Origin of the sequence: Aeromonas sp. 159 (assembly GCF_963862045.1) — a bacterium.
GTDB lineage: Bacteria > Pseudomonadota > Gammaproteobacteria > Enterobacterales > Aeromonadaceae > Aeromonas > Aeromonas veronii.
Genome location: NZ_CAWLMI010000038.1, coordinates 46282 through 66515, shown reverse-complemented (window position 1 = coordinate 66515; position 20234 = coordinate 46282). Strand labels below are relative to the sequence as shown.

Genomic DNA, 20234 nt, shown 5'->3' with positions numbered 1-20234 from the left:
ATGGCAGGGGCGGCAGGACTCGAACCCGCAACCATCGGTTTTGGAGACCGCTGTTCTACCAATTGGAACTACGCCCCTGCAACAAACGAGGCGTAGTATACAAAGTGGAGATCAAAGGTAAAGGCTTTTTTTACGCTTTCGATGCGATTGCACAAATCCCGAACAAGTCGCGCCGATTTGTGCAGCAACGAGGGGTAACTTGCTGTATTTCCAGACTCAGCGGGGTAGGAATGGGGCATAAATGGGGGTAGGGTGAAAGCAGGTACCGGGAGGCTGCTTATGCTCAATTACCGACTGCTCCAACAACTTGCGCCCCTCAACTTCAGGGACGAACGCAAAACAGAGTCCCTGCCCGACTACCTGGCCCGGGTCGCCCCGCTGGTGCCCTTCATTCCCGACAATGTGCTCTCCCAGTGGATTTACCGCCATTGGCGCGGTTTTGAATCCAACTGGAGCTTTATCGATCTCGCCCGCCACCAGTTCGAGTGTGAAAGCTGGCCCACCGCCAGGATCATCGAGCAGACCGGCTCCCGCCATATGGAGGTGGTCGAACGCTGGGGCGAGATGCTGAGGCACAACCGTTACGTCCGTCGATCCTGGCTCGGGGAGTACATGCTGAGCCAGGGTACCTGGTCCGAACCCATCATAGTGCTGGCATCGGCAGCGGGCAGCAGCTACCCGGACGGTCACCCGCTGCCACAACCCTATTGCCTGCTGGAGGGGCACCACAGACTCGCCTATCTGCGCAGCATGGCCGAAGATGCGCAGCCATTGCAGGCCGAACACCAGGTGTGGGTTTGCCGGCCAGTTCACGACAGTTAAACGTTTTTCATGTGCAAATCTTGCCTTTGAAATAAATTTTTGACAATTCAAAATGCGACTCTATAATCTGTCCGGTTTGAAAAAAGGTCAGGACAGGACGATGCAGTTTTTGCTGAAAAAGACAGCCTTGCAGACGGGTGGAGCGCACCAGAGCGGCCCCGTTGTTTCCGGTTCCCGACCCACAGATCCCCAATTGTTTTTAAAAAAAGCCCCTGTTTCAGGGGCTTTTTTTTGTGCCCGAAAAACCTTCATTGATGTCAAAGGGAATGCAGACGATGACCAATCCACTCTATAAGAAACATGTCATCTCCATTTCGGACCTGACCCGGCCCGACATGGAACTGGTGGTCGCAACCGCACAGCGGTTGAAGGCCGAGCCCGACACCCGCTTGCTGAAAGACAAGCTGGTTGCCAGCTGCTTCTTCGAAGCCTCCACCCGTACCCGCCTGTCGTTCGAGACCGCGGTCCAGCGCCTGGGTGGCAACATCATCGGCTTCGCTGACGGTGGCAACACCAGCGCCAAGAAGGGCGAGACCCTGGCCGACTCCATCAAGATCATCGGCTCCTACACCGATGCGGTGGTGATGCGTCATCCGAAAGAGGGGGCTGCCCGCCTCGCCTCCGAGTTCTCCCGCGTGCCGGTCATCAACGGCGGCGACGGCTCCAACCAGCATCCGACCCAGACCCTGCTCGACCTCTTCTCCATCCACGAGACGCAAGGCAAGCTGGATGGCCTCAACGTCGCCTTCGTCGGTGACCTCAAGTACGGCCGCACCGTGCACTCGCTGGCCCAGGCCCTCAGCCTGTTCAACTGCCGCTTCTTCTTCATCTCACCGGAAGCGCTGGCGATGCCGGACTACATCTGCGAGGAGCTGGAAGAGAAAGGCATCCAGTTCAGCGTGCACGAGACCATGGAAGAGGTAATGCCGGAGCTGGACATCCTCTACATGACCCGGGTCCAGAAAGAGCGCTTCGACGAGACCGAATACAAGCACATGGCCGCCAAGTTCGTGCTGGAAGTGGCCACCCTGGAAGGCGCCAAGCCCACCATGAAGATCCTGCACCCCCTGCCCCGCGTCGACGAGATCGACGTCGCGGTCGACAAGACTCCCCACGCCTACTACTTCCAGCAGGCGGAGAACGGGGTTTATGCACGCCAGGCGCTGCTGGCTCTGGTACTGAACGAAACCGTCTAAGGGAAAGGGGTATATCATGTCCGAGAAGAACCAACTGCAAGTCGAAGCCATCCGTCACGGCTCCGTCATCGACCACGTCCCCGCCGGCCAGGGCATCAAGATCCTCAAGCTGTTCCAGCTGATCGAGACCCAGGAGCGCATCACCGTCGGTTTCAACCTGAAATCCGGCGCACTGGGCAAGAAGGATCTCATCAAGATTGAGAACACCCGTCTGACCGAACAGCAGGCCAACCAGCTGGCGCTGTTCGCCCCGAAAGCGACCGTCAACATCATCGAAGACTTCAATGTGGTGAAGAAGCACCAGCTGGAGCTGCCGGAGTTCATCGCCGGGGTGTTCCACTGCCCCAACTCCAACTGCATCTCCCACAACGAACCGGTGGACAGCTACTTCCGGGTGCGCGAAGTGAAAGGCGTGGTGCGGATGAAGTGCAAATATTGCGAGAAGTCCTTCACTCAGGACATCGTCAGCGAGCGTTACTGATATCTGATTGGGCCCTGCGGGGCCCATTTTTGAACCCTGTCACATCACCAAATTTCCAGTTAGCTATAATTTGCCATCGCAAGATGGTAATGCCCGCTCATTCCCTGCATATAGATGGATTATCAGTGTTTTTGCCTGATAACTGACTGCTATGGCAGATATCGCGCGTTTACCTCCGGTCATCATCAAAGGAATTCGCCGTGGTCAAAACCCTCAGTCGTCCCGTTGCCCAAGAGCCCGATCTGGCCCAGCTGGATGCCTGTCGCCAGATCATCGGTCAGCACTGCTACAGCACCCAGGAAGAGATCCGTCGCGAGCTGTCGGAGCGCGGCTTTGCCGACATCAGCCAGTCCACTATCTCCCGTCTGCTGCGCCGCCTCGGCGTGGCCAAGGCCCAAAATGCCAACGGCAAGAAGGTCTACACCCTGGTCGATGAGCAGCTGGAACCCGCTGGCAGCACCCGCTCTATCCACGACATGGTGCGCGAAGTGGTACACAACCAGCAGATGGTGCTGATCCACACCACTCCGGGAGCCGCCACCGTGGTGGCCCGCCTGCTGGATCGCAACGCCAATCCCGAGATCATGGGCGCCGTCGCGGGCAATGACGTGGTGCTGGTCGCGCCGCGCCATATCAGCCGTACCCGTCAGGCCCATGCCGCCGTGGTGCGCACCCTGGCGCAGGCCCGCTAAGCTCTCTCCCCCAAATACATCGAGGCGACCTGCGGGTCGCCTTGTTGTTGCTTGCTATTTTGTGTCCATCACTTCTTGCGCCCATAAAAAAGGCTATGTCCCAATTACGTGTTGAATGGGGCGCCCCAGCGCCTCATGCAAACATGCTTTGATATTTACGCCTTTTCCGTAACGCTCCAGCATCCTGCGCCAACCCAGGTAGTTCTTCAGGTAGTGCGTCGCCACGCCATGGAACCGCTCCATCCACTCTTTCAACCGATGGTGATATCCGTTCACATGCTGGATGTGATACGCACCGACTACCCGTTCGCCTTGGCGATTGCGCACCACCTGATGGGTTATACCCTGTTCCTTGCTGAAACAGGCATACACACCCGCCCCATCGCTACACAGCACCGCATCCGGTGACACCAACGGCTTCAACACCGCGATGACCGTCTCGACATCTATTTTCTCCAACTGGAAATCCGCATGGTGGCCTGCACGGTCTTGTACCACCATCACCGGGATGTAATCTGGCCCGGTTCCACGAGTTCGACCTTTACCACCGCGATGACGTGGTGGACGCAGCAGTCCCCGCTGCCCCTTGAACGATTCAAGGAAAAAGGTCTCATCAACCTCAACGATGCCCTCTTCCCGGGTGGCCTGATGGGTTGCCATCGCGCGCAAGAAGCGGTGACGCCAGAGGAACGCGGTGTTTTTGCTGACCCCACAGCGCCGCGCGGCCTGGCGGAGAGTCAGTCCTTCGATGAGGGCTTGCGCGTAGTCTTCCCAGCACTGTGCTTTACGCAATCTGGCCAAGGGCGTCTTGGTCAGAACGGTGCTGGTGCGCAGACACAGTTTGCAACGGTAGCGGCGCAGTCCCCGACTCCATCCCCAAGGCGCCAGCTGGGTGACATCAGCCTGACAATGGGGGCAGCCACTGCATGCCGGTAACTGAGTATTGAGCGAGGTAATGGTGTGGGGTGCAGTGAGCTCCTGCTGCGCAACACGGCGCTGGCGCAGGGTCAACTGGGGAAAAAGGGACAACAGGTGTTGAAAGGCTGGGGTATCCATGATGGTAGACCTCAAGGTGATGGCCTACTTCAAGATTAGCCTTTCAACACGTAATTGGGACAGAGCCATAAAAAACGGGAGCCCGCAGGCTCCCGTTTTATCTTGCTTGTCATCCCTCAGGAGAGCACGGCGCCCAGGCTCAGGCAGACCACGATCAGCACGGTCAGGATACCGAGCAGCGGAGCCACCCACTTCAGCCAGCGTACATAAGGCACCTTGGCGATGGCCAGACCGCCCATGACCACGGCGGAGGTCGGGGTCACCAGGTTCACCAGACCGGAGGCTGACTGGTAAGCAGTCACCACCAGATCGCGGCCCACGTTGGCGAAGTCGGCCAGCGGCGCCATGATCGGCATGGTCAGTACGGCCAGACCGGAGGAGGACGGCACCAGGAAGGAGAGCACCACTTCCAGCACGAACATCACGTTGATAAAGACGATGGTGGAGAGGCCGGTCACGATCCCTTCTGCACTGTGCAAAATGGTGTGAGTGATCATGCCGTTATCCATCACCACCACGATACCGCGGGCGATACCGATGATCAGCGCCACCCCCAGCAGGTCACGGGCACCGTCGATAAAGTTGGAGGTCAGCTCCTCTTCGCTCATGCGGGAGATAAGACCAACGATGATAGCGGCAGCCAGGAACACACCGGAGATCTGTGCCATCCACCAGCCCAGCACAGCCACACCGTAAATCATCACGGCAAAGGCGGCGACGAAGATACCCAGTACGATTTTACGGGTCAGGGTGAACTCCAGCATCTGGTCGCTCTTGTTGCCAAGGAAGTGGGCACGGTTCTCTTCCCACTTGTCAGCCACCAGAGATTTGCTCGGATCGCTGCGCACCATCTTGGCGTAACGCATGACGTAGGCGACGCAGAGCAGCCAACCAGCCACCAGCATGGCGACGCGCAGCCAGATACCGTCGGTGAAGGAGATACCCGCGGCGTTGGCCGCAATAACGGTGGCAAACGGGTTGATGGTGGAACCGAGAGTACCGATACCGGCCCCCAGCAATACGGTTGCTGCAGCCACCACAGGGTCGAAGCGGGCGGCCATCATCACCGGCACCAGCAGGGTGTAGAACGGCAGCGACTCTTCGGCCATGCCGTAGATGGTGCCCCCTGCGGCGAACAGCGCCATCAGGATCGGGATCATCCACTCTTCCCGGCCGCGCAGGCGGTCGGTCACACGTTCAATACCAGCATCGATGGCACCTGTCTTGGTCACAATGCCAAGAAAACCACCGATGATCAGGATAAAGAGAGAGACGTCGATGGCGCCTGCCTCATAGGTGTCGTGGTTGTAGAGGCCATCGATAGGTGCCAGCAGCACGTCGACGATCCCCTGGGGATTCCCCTCCACCAGTTTGTAGGTACCCGCCACCGGCACTTCTTTGCCGAGGGCTTCGTTCATGGTCATCTCATATTTGCCGGCCGGCACTATCCAGCTCAGGGCGGCCACCAGGGCGATCAGCACAAACAGTATCGTGTAGGCTGACGGGAACTTGAATTTGGTCATGGTCCAGCTTCCTTCTGTGGGTGTGGTATCCATGCAGGCTGCGGGTTGTAGGGTTAGAGGTATTATGCCGCTGTCACATGGTCGAAAAGCCGGGGGTCGCCCCCCGGCACCACTACTGCGACCTTAGTCGCCCAGCGTAGCAACCATCACTGCCTTGATGGTGTGCATCCGGTTTTCGGCCTCGTCGAACACGATGCTGTGCTCGGATTCGAACACGTCCTCGGTCACTTCCAGGCCTTTCATGCCATATTTGTCAGCCACTTCCTTGCCCATGGTGGTCTCGTCGTTGTGGAACGCCGGCAGGCAGTGCATGAACTTCACATCCGGGTTCTTGGTGGCATTGATGACATCCATGTTGACCTGATACGGAGTCATCAGTTTGACGCGCTGATCCCAGGCTTCTTTCGCTTCACCCATGGATACCCAGACGTCGGTGTAGAGGAAGTCAGCACCCAGCACACCCTCTTTCACATCTTCGGTCAGGGTGATGCGTGCGCCGGTCTCTTCGGCGATCAGGCGGCACTTGGCAACCAGCTCCTCTTCCGGCCAGAAGGCTTTCGGAGCAACCAGACGGATATCCATACCCATTTTGGCGGCGCCGACCATCAGGGAGTTACCCATGTTGTTGCGGGCATCACCCAGGTAGGCGAACTTGATTTGATCCAGACGCTTGCCCTTGCCGTGCTCCAGCATGGTCATGAAGTCAGCCAGGATCTGGGTCGGGTGGAACTCGTTGGTCAGGCCGTTCCAGACCGGGACACCGGCGTAGGCGCCCAGCTCTTCCACGATCTCCTGACCGTAGCCGCGGTATTCGATACCGTCATACATGCGGCCCAGTACACGGGCGGTGTCCTTCATGGACTCCTTGTGACCGATTTGGGAACCGCTTGGACCAAGGTAGGAGACCTGAGCGCCTTGGTCGAAGGCCGCCACTTCAAATGCACAACGGGTACGGGTGGAGGTCTTCTCGAAAATCAGGGCGATGTTCTTGCCGACCAGATGCTTGCGCTCGTAGCCACCGTATTTGGCTTTCTTCAGGTCGATGGCCAAGTCGATCATGTATTGGATTTCGCGCGGGGTGAAGTCCAGCAGTTTCAGGAAGTTACGGTTACGCAGATTAAAAGCCATGATGAGTTCTCTCTATATATGTTTCAGACCAGTTCGGGCAGTAGTGTTGACTACGCATTCTCAGTACAGATATCGGTAATTACGCATGTACGGTGCGGGTGGCGACGATATTGGTGCCGGCTTCCCCCTTGAGGATGGCGAGGCCATCTTCCAGAGAGCCGATGCCGACCATGCCGCCGGTCGCTTTGACAAATTCACAGGAGGCTTCGACTTTCGGCCCCATGGAACCTGCATCGAACTTGACCCCGGCCAGCTCGTCCGGGCTGGTGACTCGCAGCGGACGCTGGGTCGGTTTGCCCCAATCCAGATAGACGGCATCGGCGTCGGTCAGGATCAGCAGGGCGTCGGCCTTGATCTGCTTGGCCAGATAGGCGGCAGACATGTCTTTGTCGATGACGGCTTCGATACCGGTCAGGCTCTGGCCATCCCAAGTCACCGGGATACCGCCACCACCGGTACAGATGATGAGGTGACCCTGGGCAATCAGGGTTTCGATGGCATCGCCTTCAACGATGCGCTGAGGCAGCGGGGACGGCACTACGCGGCGGAAGAACTTGCCGTCAGCCTTGACCACCCAGTGCTTCTCTTCTGCCAGGGCGCGGGCTTCAGCCTCTTCGTAGACGGGGCCGATAAATTTGGTCGGGTTGGCGAATGCCGGATCCTTGGGATCGACCTGCACCTGAGTCAGCAGCGCGGTGACGTTGCGGCTCGGCATCAGGTTTTTCAGCTCCTGGATCAGCATGTAGCCGATCATGCCCTGGGACTCGGCACCCAGCACATCCAGCGGATAGGGGGACACCTTGGTGTAGGCGCTGTTTTGCAGGGCCAGCAGGCCGACTTGCGGACCGTTGCCATGCACCAGCACCACGTTGTACTCCTGAGCGATCAGGGCGATGGTCTTGGCGGCAGTTGCGATGTTCTTGCGCTGGATATCCGCTTCCAGTGGCTCACCACGACGGAGCAGTGCATTGCCACCCAGAGCGACGACGACAGTTGGTTTTTTCATAGTGGTTAATCTCGAGTTTGGTTCTGTGTGGCGCCAGCTTCTGCCGGCGCCACGCCGTCTCATCAGATGCTGTCGCGTTCCATCGGGCAGCTCATGCAGCGGGCGCCGCCGCGGCCACGGCCCAGTTCATCACCCGGGATGGAGAGAACTGTGATGCCGGCTTTGTCATACTTCTCGTTGGTGTAGGTATTGCGCTCGTAACCCACCACCACGCCGGGACGTACGGTCAGTACGTTGTTGGCGTCGTTCCACTGCTCGCGTTCGGCTTCGAAGCTGTCACCACCAGTGGTGATGATCTTCAGCTGATCCACGCCCAGTGCTTTCTCGATAGCAGTGACGAAGTAACCCTCTTCCTTGATGTTCATGCCGGTAGCGCCGCCCGGAGTCAGGCTCCAGCACTGCACGTCCTTGCGGATCACTTCCGGATAGACGGAGAAGGTGTCAATATCCATGTGAGTCATGACGGTATCCAGGTGCATGCAGCTGCGGTGTTTCGGAAGCTCCATGGCGATGACCTGCTTGGCCTGACCATGTTTGAACAGGCTGCGAGCCAGATGCTCGACACCTTGCGGGGTAGTGCGCTCGGACATGCCGATCAGCACAGCGCCGCGGCCGATAACCAGTACGTCGCCACCCTCGATGGTGGAGTTGTCGTAGTCACGCTCCTCGTCACCGAAGTACTTGATGAAGTCCTGACCGGCAAACATCGGGTGCCAGCGATAGATGGCCTTCACGTGGTTGGTTTCGCGGCGACGAGCCGGTTTGGCCATCGGGTTGATGGAGACGCCACCGTAAACCCAGCAGGAGGTGTCACGAGTGAAGAGGTGGTTGGGCAGCGGCTCGATGATGAAATCGGTCGGAGCATGCATGCCTACTACCATGTTGACGCCGCTGTAGGGCATCTCGGAGTAAGTCAGGCCGCCGGAGAGAATGCGGGCCAGTTCGCGGTGCGGCATGTCAGCCAGGAAGCAGCGCACGTCGTTGGCAAAAGAAGAGCCGAGGCGATAGTCGGAGACCTGATGTTGCAGCAGCCAGGTTTTGGCTTCCGGCACATCCAGGGTTTCCGCCAGCAGATTGGTCAGCAGGAAAACTTCGACATTCTGATCGCGCAGTACCTGAGCGAATTTGTCGTGCTCCTGACCGGCACGTTCAACAGACAGGACGTCATCGAACAGCAGATCCTGGCAGTTGGAAGGAGTCAGACGCTTCAGACTGAGGTTGGGGCGGTGCAACATGACACGGCGCAATTGGCCAACTTCAGAACCTACATAAAATTTGCTCATGATTATATTCCGTCTAGCAGTGGTCCCTGCGAGTGATTGAATAGATTCCTTCTATTCATGCTCGTGGCTAAGGCGGGATATTCTTTATGTAGGGTACTCGGCTTGTGTTCTATCCTGCCCTTGCCTTTCTAGACCGAGGTTAGCCCTGCGAATCACGACAAACTTAGACATTGATCACATTCACTCAGAACTGAATATATTCACCATCCAATCTATGACCCCGGTAGCAAATTGCGCATTTTCCACACAAAGCGCACCGAATAACCATGCAAAACCACCCTGTTATATTTCAGATTGATTCATTTTTTATTCATGCCAGTTCACTGGAGTGATTAAATGCAAATAACAAAAACCTTTAAAAATCATTACTATAAATAACTTTACAAATATGATTTGAATATTGTTCCCTAGGTATTGAATACATCGCCGTGACGGGATGAACACGGGAGAAATAAATACTCACATCGACCACATTCACTGCATAAATCTTTTCTTGTTCCAGATCATGGCATTGATGCCAACCCCATCAGGCTCGGCCCCATAAGTCACCACCTCTTTGTGCGGTTCAACTTAATATGCACAAAGTCCGCATCAAGGTGGGCAACCATCCTCGTCGGTCACCACAACGCCTTTTGATACTTTTTTCATTAATTGAATTTATTCGTCTCACCTTGCGCTGGCGCCAACCTCGACTTAACTCAGAAAGTGATCCAGATCACACAGGAATGGCACTACCAAGGAGTTGTTATGAAGATGAAACCCATGCTGTTGTTCGCGACTTTGCTGCTCTCTGCGATCCCCACCCTCAGTCAGGCTGAAGGAGCCCCTGCCATGCCCATGGTGGTATGCCATGTCGACAAGGCCCCCCAGATGCTGGTGCCTGACTATGTCTGCCGCTGGCAGGGAGGCAGCGTTCATTACTAGTCGAAACAACGAGAGGAGCATCACTCCTCTCGCCTTGTGATGAGACAGGCCCCTCCTATACTGAAATCAGCGGTTTTCTCATGGATAGGGGAACGTCATGATCTTGTTGGTCGGTGGAGAGAAGGGGGGGAGTGGCAAGAGCTGCCTGGCACAAAATCTGGCGGTCTACCTCAGATCCCAATTTCAGGGGGAGGTATTGCTGGTCGACTGCGACCCGCAGCGCACCACCTCTGACTGGATTCAGGAGCGCAATGACAACCCGGAGCTGCCACAAATCAACTGCGTGCAGCTCTATGGCAATATTCGCAACGACCTGCTCAGCCTGAAAAACCGCTACGACTACGTCATCGTCGATTGCGGCGGGCAAGACAACCGGGCACTGCGCTCCACCATGGCTGTCGCCACCCACGCCCTTATCCCCTTGCGCCCGAAACGCCGCGACCTCAAGACCCTGCCCCACATGGAAGATCTCATCACCACCTGCAAGATGGTCAACCCGACCCTCAATGCAGCAGTAGTGCTGACCCAGTGCCCCGCCCTGCCCAATCAGGTAAAACGCATTCTCGAAGCGAAAGAGGTTTGCTCCTCGTTCGGTGTCGACGTCCTGAACGCCATCACCTATGGCCGCAACGTCTATGACGACAGCGAAGAGAAGGGACTGTCGGTGATGGAGATCGAGCCGGATGGCAAATCCGCCGAAGAGATCCGGGCCATCGCCAAAGAGTTCCTGCAAGTGGGGGTGTGAGATGGGTCTGGCCGATCTGAAGAAAAAGCATCAGCTTCATCACCAGAAGAAGTTCACCGTCGACGAATTTATCGAAGATGCGGAGTTCTACGCCAAGGGCAAACCCAAGGTGGTCAGCCTTGAACTGGGCCTGCATCGTGACGAAGCCTTGTCGGCGCTGGCCTTTATCGAGAGCGGCGAGCACCTGAAACCCAGCTACAAAAAAGCCACCTTCTCCATGAGCACGGTGGCCATCGACGAGCTGGGTAATCTGACCCAGCAAGATGGCATGAACAAGTCCCTGTTGCTGCGCCTCTTTACTCATTACTTCTCTTCGCTGACTCCTGAGGAGCGCCAGACCATCTATGAGCGACTCAACCAGCGCTCATAATTTCTCCATTCAGCCGCTCTTTGTGTGCCTCACCAACTCATCCTGAATGACCATCATCAGACTGCAACATCTGTTTCTGAAGCAACCAAAACGCCATGTAAGAGATCTGCCATTCCACATGTAAGCCAACAGCCGAAAAGATCCCCGAGATAATCGGAAGATGAGATCTTAAAACATGAAGATGAGCAACTTAACTAACTGTTTATAAATGAATAAATCGAAACTCACCACTTTCGAAATAGCTAATGACAAAAACGTTTTCCAATCTGGCGTTGTAGCCGGTTAGAAAATCCTTATAGTTACTCATGCACGGACGCAATGAAGTCGGTCAGGAAGATTGGCTGCCAGGGTTGGGCAAATGGACTCACCACAGGATGTGGTAAAGGACACCTCCCAGGACGGAGAAAGTGCGACGGGACAGGATGACTCGTCAGGCCAAGATGGCTAAAGGACACCCCAAAGGATTGGGAAGGGGAAACCTAAAGGAAGAGGTAAACAGTCAGGGATTGCAGGGAGCAACTTCGTTCAAGGATCTGAGCGATACGACTACCGGGGGCGACGCAAGTCGCCCCCATCTTTTTATCTGCGTTTCACCGTCCCCTTGCTTGGCTCTCAATTGCTTGCCTCAGCGCAGAGACTTCTTACCAGAACCTTCCCAACCCGCTGCTTAAGCAAAAATACATATGAAAGGGGCGCCACGATGGCGCCCTTTTCTGTTTTCTAATCGGCAAACAAGCTTATATCACGCGAGAGAACTGTTGCTGGCGCGCCTTGTTGCGCAAGTACACGTCGAAACACATGCAGATATTGCGGATCAGCAGCTGCCCGGTGGAGGAGACCTCCAGGCCATCCTCCGTCATACGCACCAATCCATCGTTGATGAAGGTCTGAAGCAGCTTGAGATCGTCGGCAAAATACTCTCTGAAATTGAGTCCGTGCGCCTGCTCGACAGAAGCAAAGTTCAGACGGAAATCACAGATAAGCCGCTTGATCACCTCACGGCGGATCAGATCATCCTGATTGAGCGAGCAGCCTTTCCACTGGGCATGACCCAGCTCTGCAACCTGTGCGTAATAGGTCTTGAGCTCTTTCTGGTTCTGGGAGTAGGCATCACCGATCATGCTGATGGAGGAGACCCCCAGCCCCAGCAGATCGCAATCACCTTGAGTGGTATAGCCCTGGAAGTTGCGGTGCAGCTTGCCCTCGCACTGCGCCACTGCCAGCTCGTCATCGGGTTTAGCAAAATGGTCCATGCCGATGAACTGGTAACCCTGGCCAGTGAGGAAGGCAATGGTGTCCTGCAGCATGGCCAGCTTCTCCTGCGGCGCAGGCATATCCACCTCTTTCAACTTGCGCTGGGCAGCAAAGCGACTCGGCAGATGGGCGTAGTTGAAGATGGAGAGGCGCGCCGGATCCGTCTTGAGCACCTCTTCCAGCGTATGGTGGAAGCTGGCACGATCCTGATACGGCAGGCCATAGATAAGGTCGAGGTTGGTCGAGCGGAAGCCCAGTTCACGGGCCCGTTCCAACATGGCTTTAATAAAGTCGTTGTCCTGCTCGCGGTTGACCGCAACCTGCACATCCTTGTTGAAGTCCTGCACCCCGAGGCTGATGCGGTTGAAGCCGACATCTCGCAGCACATCCAGCATGGTAATGGCAATCTCGCGCGGATCGACCTCGATGCTGAACTCCCCCTCTTCGGCGAAATGGAAGTGCTCACGCAGCATGGCCATCAGACGGCGCGTTTGTGCTTCATCCAGATAGGTGGGTGTACCGCCACCCCAGTGCAGCTGGGTGACCATACGGTGCTTGAAGAGCGGGGCTTGCGCCTTGATCTCCTGCTCCAGGTAGTCGAGATACTCGTCAGCCTTGTGCTGATGGCGGGTAATGACCTTGTTGCAGCCGCAGTAGTAGCAGAGCTTGTGACAGAAAGGGATATGCACGTAGAGCGACAGATTGCGCTCGGGATACTGGCCGGCAGCGCGGACAAAATCCGGATAGCCGAAGCTCTCGTTGAACTCCAGCGCAGTGGGATAAGAGGTGTATCGCGGGCCACTGTAGTTATATTTTTCGATCAGGGCCTGATCCCACACAATCTGTTCTGCTTGCACGCTCGCTTCCTCTCTTGTTGTTATTGTTGGCTCACCGACCTAACTGAAAATCCTTCAACTGGGCCACATCCTTGAGGATCTGAGCCTCCAGCTCGGCCTCGTAGCCGCTGCGTTCGAGATCCATCTTCATCACTTCATTGCGCTTGAGGGCACGTCTGGCCTCATGAGTCGGCATATCTTTCACCTTCTCATACAGCCCGTACAGACCCGGGAACTCGGCAACGAATGCTCGCCCCCCCTTGATCTGCAACGCATCCAGCAGATTGGTCAGCCGAATGGCGCCTTCGGAGTAATCACACTGCCCCTCCTGCACCGCATGAGCAATGACCCGTACGCTATCCAGAATTCGTTCATTGCGAGCGGTAATCGCCTGCCACTGCATCGCTTGCTGTCGTCTCAGCCTGGCCAGCAGCATGCCTGCATAGATGGCCAATCCTGACAAAATCAGGCCGCCCAACAGGGCGGCCAGCATCCATCCACTCATCACTTTTTCTTCGGCTCAGGCTTGGGTTCCGGCTTGAAATCGACCTGGTTGAAACGGTCCCACAGCTCCTCTTCGGAAGCTGGTTTCTGCTCGTCGAACTCGGCGTCATCGCCATCATCAAACGGCAGCTCATCATCTTCATCATCGTCGTTGTCGATGATGCCCAGCTCATCCATCAGCTCCTGATAACGGTCGACACGCTGATCAACCCAGGCCTGCTCGGCAGCTTCCAGGGTTTCACCGGCATCAAGACGATCCAGCAGATCATTCAAGCGGTCATCGTTTTCGATGGAAGCCAGCTCCTGCTCGGGCGTCATCACCAGCTTCTTCTCTTTCACCGCCTTGGGTGCTGCCGGCTTCTTCTGTTTGTCATCCACCACCAGAACTACCGGCTTGCGGGAACCGATACGCGGATCTTTGGACTGGCTGTTGCCAGACTTGTTCTTCGGCTGTTCAACTTGCTGACGAGAACCAGCCTTCAGGCCCTTTCGCTTGGCAGCCCGTTTACGCTCACGGCCTTCCTGAGCACTGACATCAGATTCTTTGCGCTTGCCAGTAGGCTTGCGAGTGGGTTGTTTGGCAGACATGAATGGCTAACTCCGAAAATAACTGGTTTGACCCGTACCCGGGATGATCTCACCCGGTGGGATACGATGCGAGGAACAGTAAGGCTGGAACAAGAGCAGGATCCCGCACCAATCAGGCCCAATCAGGCCACTGAACACCGCAGGATCGGTATCCTCTGGGCATGTTGCTGGTATTTTGACACAGAATGGCTAATCGGGTTAATGACCCAAAAGAAAAAAGGCAGCCGAAGCTGCCTTGATATGTTCATGCGTGCGTCATCCTGAATGGCAAAACAATCTGTTTCGCCCTCTCCGTGACAACTTGTCGCCGCATCATATCGTTGTGTGGTCATCCTGACCTTATATTGGTCGTTCCTGAATGTGCGTGTGCCTGTTTGACCCGTCTCGACCGCATCCTGCCATCGTGCCGGGGAGTCTGCATCCCGCAACCCCATCCCGCTCCGGAGATGGTCACCATCCTGATCCTTCAATCCTTTGCCAGCTCATCCGAGCCCATGGCATCCCGCCACGCCAGCCATCCTCTGCTCACAACACCCTGTCGTGAAACCGCCACCCAATCCGTGGGTGAATCCATTAAGCCTACTGTACCAACTCTATAAAGCGGCTCAATCCACTCAAAACATTCTCAACATGTCGAAAAATATCAATACTCATATAACTCATTGATAAATGATGATTATTTGATATTTTATGCAATTTTATGAGCCTTGACCTGCCTTGAGAATGGGAGATCTCTTACAGAACGGGGGGATTAAACCGAGAATTATCTGAAAGCCATAAAAACAACGGGGAGCCCAGGCTCCCCGTTTCAACTCAAATCGACCGTATCGACTATATCAGTGCAGACCCGCTACATATTTGGAGAGGGCTTCGATATCCTGATCAGTCAGTTTCTTGGCAACGTCCCGCATCATGCCATTCGGATCGTTGTCACGCGTCCCGGCACGGAATGCGGTGAGCTGAGCTTTGATATAGGCAGGATGCTGGCCGGACAGGTTGGGATACTTCGCCTGTTCGACACCCGAGCCACGAGGACCATGGCAAGCCGTACAAGCTGCCAGACCGCGACTCATGTCACCCCCCATATAGAGTGCCTTGCCCGCTTCGACCACGTCGTCAGGGACAGCGATAGGGGTAACCTTCAGGCTGGAGAAATAAGCCGCCAGGTCATCCATGTCCTGTTCCGACAAAGGTAACGCCATCGGCCCCATCACTGGCGCAACCCGGCCAATTTGACCAGAAGCGGCAGCCTTCAGTTCAACTAACTGCTTTTTGATATATGATGCGTGCTGACCAGCAATTTTGGGGTACATATCAACCAGGCTGTTTCCGTCCGGTCCATGACAAGCCGCACAAACGGCAGCCTTGGTCTGTCCCGCAGCGGCATCGCCCTTGGCTTGTGCCATCCCCGTTACGCCAACCATCAGAGCAAGAGTAATGACTAGGTTCTTCATGGCGTTCCAACTTTTCGTTATTAGGCTTCCAGATCCCATGCCGCTGAAGGCATGTTAAAATAAACGCGTTTAAGCGACGCTATTTTACACCATTTTACAAAAAAGTAACTCTATAACCCTCTATCTCCATGGGGAATTTACGTTGGATACACAAACTCTGAATTTCAATAAGGTGCATTTTGTGACCAGCGCACCCGACATCCGTCACCTGCCAAATGATGGGGGTGTCGAGATCGCGTTTGCCGGCCGTTCCAACGCCGGTAAGTCATCTGCATTGAACACCTTAACCAAACACAAGAACTTGGCGCGCACCAGTAAGACACCCGGCCGTACCCAGCTGATCAACCTGTTTGAGCTGGAACCGGGCAAGCGTCTGGTCGACTTGCCGGGTTATGGTTATGCGCAAGTTCCGCTGGAAATGAAGCTCAAGTGGCAAAAGTCACTGGCAGAGTATCTGCAGCGCCGTGAGTCATTGAAAGGTCTGGTGATCCTGATGGACATCCGCCACCCGCTCAAAGATACCGACATGAACATGCTGGAGTGGAGCTCGCACCGTCAGTTGCCCGTCATGCTGCTGCTGACCAAGGCTGACAAATTGAGCCCCGGCCCGCGCAACAACCAGGTGATCAAGGTGCGCCAGGCCGTTGCCAACCTCGGTTCCCAGATCCAGGTCGAAGCGTTCTCCTCCCTCACCAATATCGGTGTGGAGAAGCTGGCGCAAACCCTGACCGAATGGTACGTCAGTGGTGACGATACCGACCTGCTGGACGCTGATGAACAGCAACCTGCCGAGGAGTAATCTACTCCTCGCTCTCCTTGCAATTGGCGGAGCACTCCTCCGCTGATTGAAAGGGTTTCAGATTGCCGCTTTCACCTGCCTCACGACAAATACCCCGCATTCGCCTCCCCTGCTATATCCAATACTGCTTACAGTTCATATAGATAGGCAGTTAATTCACAAAAATAATTAACTTAAGTAGGCGTTGATAACGTTTTCAAATTCGTTCTTTCAAAACGAACAAGAATTACAAAATGAGACAAAAATGAAATTTAATTACAAGCTTTAACCGAAAGGGATAAAAATGAGGCCGGACGACAGTGATGCCATCCAGCCTGAAATAATAAGTTCAAAAAATTGGGAAGAAGCTGAATCTTGAGTACCAGACGACAGGTATTCCTCAAGAAGCAGCCTCATTCTATCAAATGTATCGCCAATTTAAAGCATTTACTCTAAATGATGCGCATAAAAAAACACCCCGACGAGAACCTCATCGGGGCAGCTATTCAGCCACATTCAATTACGTGAAATAAAAGGTCTGAAAGATAGAACATCTTACCTCTGTACCCTACGCATAAAACTGTACAGCAAAGCAGCAGAAAGTGAAAGTAATTTATGTAATTTAGTTTCACAACTTACAAATTAAGAAAAAATCTTTTACTTTCATGCAGATAAAAAAATCCCCAGTACGAATACCGGGGAGTTATAAAGGTGACTAGCTAGCACTTCCTCAACTATCTAGTTAGTCAGCGCCATTTCAAAGTAGTTCCGCTACAAAACAAAAAAACTTTGAAAAATCAGAGATAGATAGCGCCATCTTCAGCAAACTCTTGTTCTTCAATGAGTTTTTCAGCCATGTCTTCAATATCAAAACGTACACTTTCGAAGGCTCTGACGATGTCATCCTCCCTCGTCAGCGCCAGACCTGTCATTCTCTCCAGCCGCCGCTGGCTGATGTAACAATCTATCAGCGCCCCCATCTGCTGGGCAGGAAAACGCACCCGCTGTTCGTCAGCCTGCCACTCCATCAGATCAGGAAACAGAATACCCTGGTTCATATCACCCCCAAGTTACGCTTCAACTCTCTCAACTGTTTAGTCCCGGGACGAATTCCGCGCCACACGGTAAACGCTTCGGCAGCCTGCTCCACCAGCATGCCGAGTCCATCCATGGTTTGACGGGCCCCATGCTGTTTGGCCCAACAGATAAACGCCGTATCCGAGGCGCCATACATCATGTCGTAGATGGCAATATCAGTGTGGATCAGGGCAGGGGCCAACGGCGGCAGCTCCCCTTGCAGGCTGGCGGAGGTAGAGTTGATGACGAGATCGAACGGCCCTGACAACTGCTCATAGGTCTGGGCAGTCACAGGCCCTAGATCGCAGAATTCGGCAGCCAACTGTTGCGCTTTTGCGTGGGTGCGGTTGGCGATCACCAGCTCGCTCGGCAGCTCTGCCAGCAGCGGCGCCAATGCACCGCGCGCTGCTCCACCGGCCCCCAGCAGCAGGATCCGGCTATCCGCCAGCCTCACACCATGGGACTTGAGATCGGCGACCAATCCAGCGCCATCGGTATTATCCCCCAGCAACACGCCATCATCGGTCAGCTTGATGGTATTGACCGCGCCCGCCCTCTTGGCCCTGGGGCTCAAGCAATCGACCAGAGTAAATGCCTGCTCCTTGAAGGGAACGGTGACATTGCATCCCTTGCCCCCTTGGTCAAAGAAGGTGCGCAGGGCTTGGGCAAACTCGTCGACGGCGGGTTCAGCCAGCCCATACTCCAGCTCTTGCTGGGTTTGTCTGGCAAAAAGGGTGTGAATGAAGGGGGACTTGCTGTGGCGCACCGGGTGGCCAAAAACCAGATAACGATCCATCAAAGAGTTCCATCAGAGGGCAATATTCCGATTTAACGGGTTTTCGCACTCGGGAACAAGCCGAATATCGGCCAGCAAAAAGGGGCCATCAAGGCCCCTCGGGTCACAGCCACTCTCGCGGCGTGAGGTAATCGGTGTAGAGCAAGGCTTCAGGAGTGCCCGCCTCCGGCTGCCAGTCATACTCCCAACGTGCCAGCGGTGGCATCGACATCAGGATTGACTCGGTACGTCCGCCGGTCTGCAGCCCGAACAGGGTGCCACGGTCATACACCAGATTGAACTCCACATAACGGCCGCGACGATAGAGCTGGAACTCCCGCTCCCGCTCGCCATAGGGCAGCGCCTTGCGTCGTTCGATAATCGGCAGGTAAGCATCCAGATAACCCCGACCTACCGCTTGCATAAAGGCAAAGCAGTCGGCAAAAGGCCAGCGATTAAGATCGTCGAAGAAGAGACCGCCCACCCCTCGCGTCTCGTTGCGGTGCTTGAGGAAGAAGTAGCGATCGCACCAGGATTTGAACTCGGGGTAGATCTCATCACCAAAGGGTTGGCAGAGATCACGGGAGACCTGATGCCAATGCTGGACATCCTCGGCAAACGGGTAGAAGGGCGTCAAATCGAAGCCACCGCCAAACCACCAAATGGGCTCTTCACCCTCTTTCTCGGCGATGAAGAAACGGACGTTGGCATGGCTGGTCGGCACATAGGGGTTGTGCGGATGGATCACCAGCGACACGCCCATCGCCTCGAACTTGCGACCAGCCAACTCTGGCCGATGGGCTGTAGCAGAGGCAGGCATGGCATCGCCATAGACATGGGAGAAGTTGACGCCCCCCTGCTCGATCACCGCGCCGTGGCGCAGCACACGGGTGCGACCACCGCCACCGCCTTCACGGCTCCAGGCATCTTCCACAAAGTGCCCACTGCCGTCGGCCTGCTCCAGACCACGGCAGATCTCGTCCTGCAACTGCAACAGGAAGGCCTTGACCTGGGCCACATCCGGTTTGCTCATCTTGTCTCCAGTCAGGCAGGATCGTGAACGCCCTGTCCATTTTTATAGTTAAATCAATCCGATGAGCTCACCGCTCAGCGGATTGATAGCAAATCATGACGTATCCGCCTGCTCAGGAGGGGCGAATAATGGCGCCGGTTCGGGCGTCCTTGATCTCGGATGGGTTAGCTTGACCACCCACTTCACCGGGCAGGATATAGGCTAACTTGCTTGCCAGCCGCTCACCGATATCGGCCACCCGACGGGCAGGCTCCTCACCGGTCAGGTTGGCGCTGGTAGAGACCAGCGGCTTGCCAAAGGCACGGCACAAGGCCTGCACCTGAGGATGAGCCGTCACGCGCACCGCGAGGGTCTCGAACTGCCCGGTCAACCAGGCCGGCGTCGTCGCACGGGCAGGCATGATCCAGGTAAAAGGACCGGGCCAGCTGGCTTCAACCCGAGCCAGTTGCTCACCGCTAAGTTGGCTCAGATCGATGTAGTCCTGCAATTGCGCCAAATCGGCAGCAATCAGGATCAACCCCTTCTCCACCGGACGCTGTTTGATGGCCAGCAGTCGCTGCACCGCAACTTCGGAGTCGGGATCACACCCCAGACCAAACACGGCCTCGGTCGCATAAGCAATCACCCCTTCCTGCTGGAGGGCGGCAACCGCCTGTTCAAATTCATTTGGCATAGGAAAAATGCGGCAGCCTGGCTGCCGCCTCGTCAC

At 55.6% G+C, this 20234-nt stretch carries 22 protein-coding genes and 1 tRNA gene; 9 read left to right on the top strand and 14 right to left on the bottom strand.

Translation table 11 applies throughout. The features are described 5' to 3' along the window. Position 1: 1 nt before the first annotated feature. Positions 2-78: transfer RNA gene (locus tag AACR14_RS08145), tRNA-Trp, on the bottom strand. Between the two features lie 201 nt (positions 79-279). Here AACR14_RS08145 and AACR14_RS08140 point away from each other — a divergent pair. The 5 genes from AACR14_RS08140 to AACR14_RS08120 all read left to right on the top strand — a co-directional run bounded on the left by AACR14_RS08140 (position 280) and on the right by AACR14_RS08120 (position 3191). Further along, complete coding sequence (locus AACR14_RS08140) at positions 280-822, top strand: hypothetical protein (protein WP_019445791.1); 543 nt, start codon at positions 280-282, stop codon at positions 820-822. A 100-nt stretch (positions 823-922) separates the two neighbouring features. Further along, the gene (locus AACR14_RS08135; protein ID WP_123785055.1) at positions 923-1117 is read left to right on the top strand and encodes a hypothetical protein; all 195 of its coding nucleotides are present in this window, start codon (positions 923-925) and stop codon (positions 1115-1117) included. Further along, on the top strand, positions 1098-2018 hold the full coding sequence (gene pyrB / locus AACR14_RS08130) for an aspartate carbamoyltransferase (RefSeq protein ID WP_016352301.1): 921 nt from the start codon (positions 1098-1100) through the stop codon (positions 2016-2018). Before AACR14_RS08135 ends, pyrB begins: the two co-directional genes overlap by 20 nt. Before the next feature lie 16 nt (positions 2019-2034). Continuing rightward, positions 2035-2499, top strand: a complete 465-nt coding sequence (gene pyrI, locus AACR14_RS08125) for an aspartate carbamoyltransferase regulatory subunit (protein WP_019445790.1) — start codon at positions 2035-2037, stop codon at positions 2497-2499. A gap of 200 nt (positions 2500-2699) precedes the next feature. Next, on the top strand, positions 2700-3191 hold the full coding sequence (locus AACR14_RS08120; RefSeq protein ID WP_005339728.1) for an arginine repressor: 492 nt from the start codon (positions 2700-2702) through the stop codon (positions 3189-3191). A 93-nt stretch (positions 3192-3284) separates the two neighbouring features. Here AACR14_RS08120 and AACR14_RS08115 read toward each other — a convergent pair whose 3' ends face one another. The 5 genes from AACR14_RS08115 to arcA all read right to left on the bottom strand — a co-directional run bounded on the left by AACR14_RS08115 (position 3285) and on the right by arcA (position 9187). Further along, positions 3285-4247, bottom strand: coding sequence for an IS1595 family transposase (locus tag AACR14_RS08115; RefSeq protein ID WP_019445789.1), 963 nt, complete (start codon positions 4245-4247; stop codon positions 3285-3287). Positions 4248-4363: 116 nt separating this feature from the next. Beyond that, complete coding sequence (locus tag AACR14_RS08110; RefSeq protein ID WP_005339725.1) at positions 4364-5770, bottom strand: YfcC family protein; 1407 nt, start codon at positions 5768-5770, stop codon at positions 4364-4366. 123 nt (positions 5771-5893) lie between these two features. Beyond that, complete coding sequence (argF, locus tag AACR14_RS08105) at positions 5894-6898, bottom strand: ornithine carbamoyltransferase (RefSeq protein WP_005339721.1); 1005 nt, start codon at positions 6896-6898, stop codon at positions 5894-5896. Positions 6899-6977: 79 nt separating this feature from the next. Further along, entirely contained in the window at positions 6978-7904 is a 927-nt protein-coding gene (gene arcC / locus AACR14_RS08100) for a carbamate kinase (protein WP_019445788.1), read from the bottom strand. A 62-nt stretch (positions 7905-7966) separates the two neighbouring features. Further along, entirely contained in the window at positions 7967-9187 is a 1221-nt protein-coding gene (arcA, locus tag AACR14_RS08095; protein ID WP_005339718.1) for an arginine deiminase, read from the bottom strand. A gap of 747 nt (positions 9188-9934) precedes the next feature. Between arcA and AACR14_RS08090 the strand changes: the two genes are divergently transcribed. From AACR14_RS08090 to AACR14_RS08080, 3 genes are all read left to right on the top strand, one after another. Further along, positions 9935-10111, top strand: coding sequence for a hypothetical protein (locus AACR14_RS08090; RefSeq protein WP_019445787.1), 177 nt, complete (start codon positions 9935-9937; stop codon positions 10109-10111). A 97-nt stretch (positions 10112-10208) separates the two neighbouring features. Next, positions 10209-10856, top strand: coding sequence for an AAA family ATPase (locus AACR14_RS08085; RefSeq protein ID WP_005339716.1), 648 nt, complete (start codon positions 10209-10211; stop codon positions 10854-10856). Between the two features lies 1 nt (position 10857). Beyond that, positions 10858-11226, top strand: a complete 369-nt coding sequence (locus AACR14_RS08080; protein ID WP_005339715.1) for a hypothetical protein — start codon at positions 10858-10860, stop codon at positions 11224-11226. A gap of 737 nt (positions 11227-11963) precedes the next feature. Here AACR14_RS08080 and hemN read toward each other — a convergent pair. From hemN to AACR14_RS08060, 4 genes are all read right to left on the bottom strand, one after another. Continuing rightward, positions 11964-13337, bottom strand: a complete 1374-nt coding sequence (gene hemN / locus AACR14_RS08075) for an oxygen-independent coproporphyrinogen III oxidase (protein WP_019445786.1) — start codon at positions 13335-13337, stop codon at positions 11964-11966. Between the two features lie 31 nt (positions 13338-13368). Beyond that, positions 13369-13809, bottom strand: coding sequence for a DUF2489 domain-containing protein (locus AACR14_RS08070; RefSeq protein WP_019445785.1), 441 nt, complete (start codon positions 13807-13809; stop codon positions 13369-13371). A gap of 11 nt (positions 13810-13820) precedes the next feature. Further along, positions 13821-14408, bottom strand: coding sequence for a Der GTPase-activating protein YihI (gene yihI / locus AACR14_RS08065; protein ID WP_019445784.1), 588 nt, complete (start codon positions 14406-14408; stop codon positions 13821-13823). A gap of 836 nt (positions 14409-15244) precedes the next feature. Continuing rightward, a complete protein-coding gene (locus AACR14_RS08060) occupies positions 15245-15862 on the bottom strand; it encodes a c-type cytochrome (protein WP_005339710.1) in 618 nt (205 codons plus the stop codon). A gap of 142 nt (positions 15863-16004) precedes the next feature. Here AACR14_RS08060 and yihA point away from each other — a divergent pair, with 142 nt between their 5' ends. Next, complete coding sequence (yihA, locus tag AACR14_RS08055; RefSeq protein WP_026034975.1) at positions 16005-16661, top strand: ribosome biogenesis GTP-binding protein YihA/YsxC; 657 nt, start codon at positions 16005-16007, stop codon at positions 16659-16661. Between the two features lie 776 nt (positions 16662-17437). Here the strand turns inward: yihA and AACR14_RS08050 are convergent. The 4 genes from AACR14_RS08050 to AACR14_RS08035 all read right to left on the bottom strand — a co-directional run bounded on the left by AACR14_RS08050 (position 17438) and on the right by AACR14_RS08035 (position 20198). Next, complete coding sequence (locus AACR14_RS08050) at positions 17438-17698, bottom strand: DUF1488 family protein (RefSeq protein ID WP_019445781.1); 261 nt, start codon at positions 17696-17698, stop codon at positions 17438-17440. Beyond that, positions 17695-18513: a shikimate dehydrogenase gene (gene aroE / locus AACR14_RS08045; protein ID WP_019445780.1), complete on the bottom strand. Its 819-nt coding sequence runs from the start codon at positions 18511-18513 to the stop codon at positions 17695-17697. The genes AACR14_RS08050 and aroE overlap by 4 nt, the downstream gene beginning before the upstream one ends. A gap of 103 nt (positions 18514-18616) precedes the next feature. Then, a complete protein-coding gene (gene hemF, locus AACR14_RS08040) occupies positions 18617-19525 on the bottom strand; it encodes an oxygen-dependent coproporphyrinogen oxidase (protein ID WP_005357520.1) in 909 nt (302 codons plus the stop codon). A 112-nt stretch (positions 19526-19637) separates the two neighbouring features. Continuing rightward, on the bottom strand, positions 19638-20198 hold the full coding sequence (locus tag AACR14_RS08035) for a Sua5/YciO/YrdC/YwlC family protein (RefSeq protein ID WP_019445779.1): 561 nt from the start codon (positions 20196-20198) through the stop codon (positions 19638-19640). Positions 20199-20234: the final 36 nt, after the last annotated feature.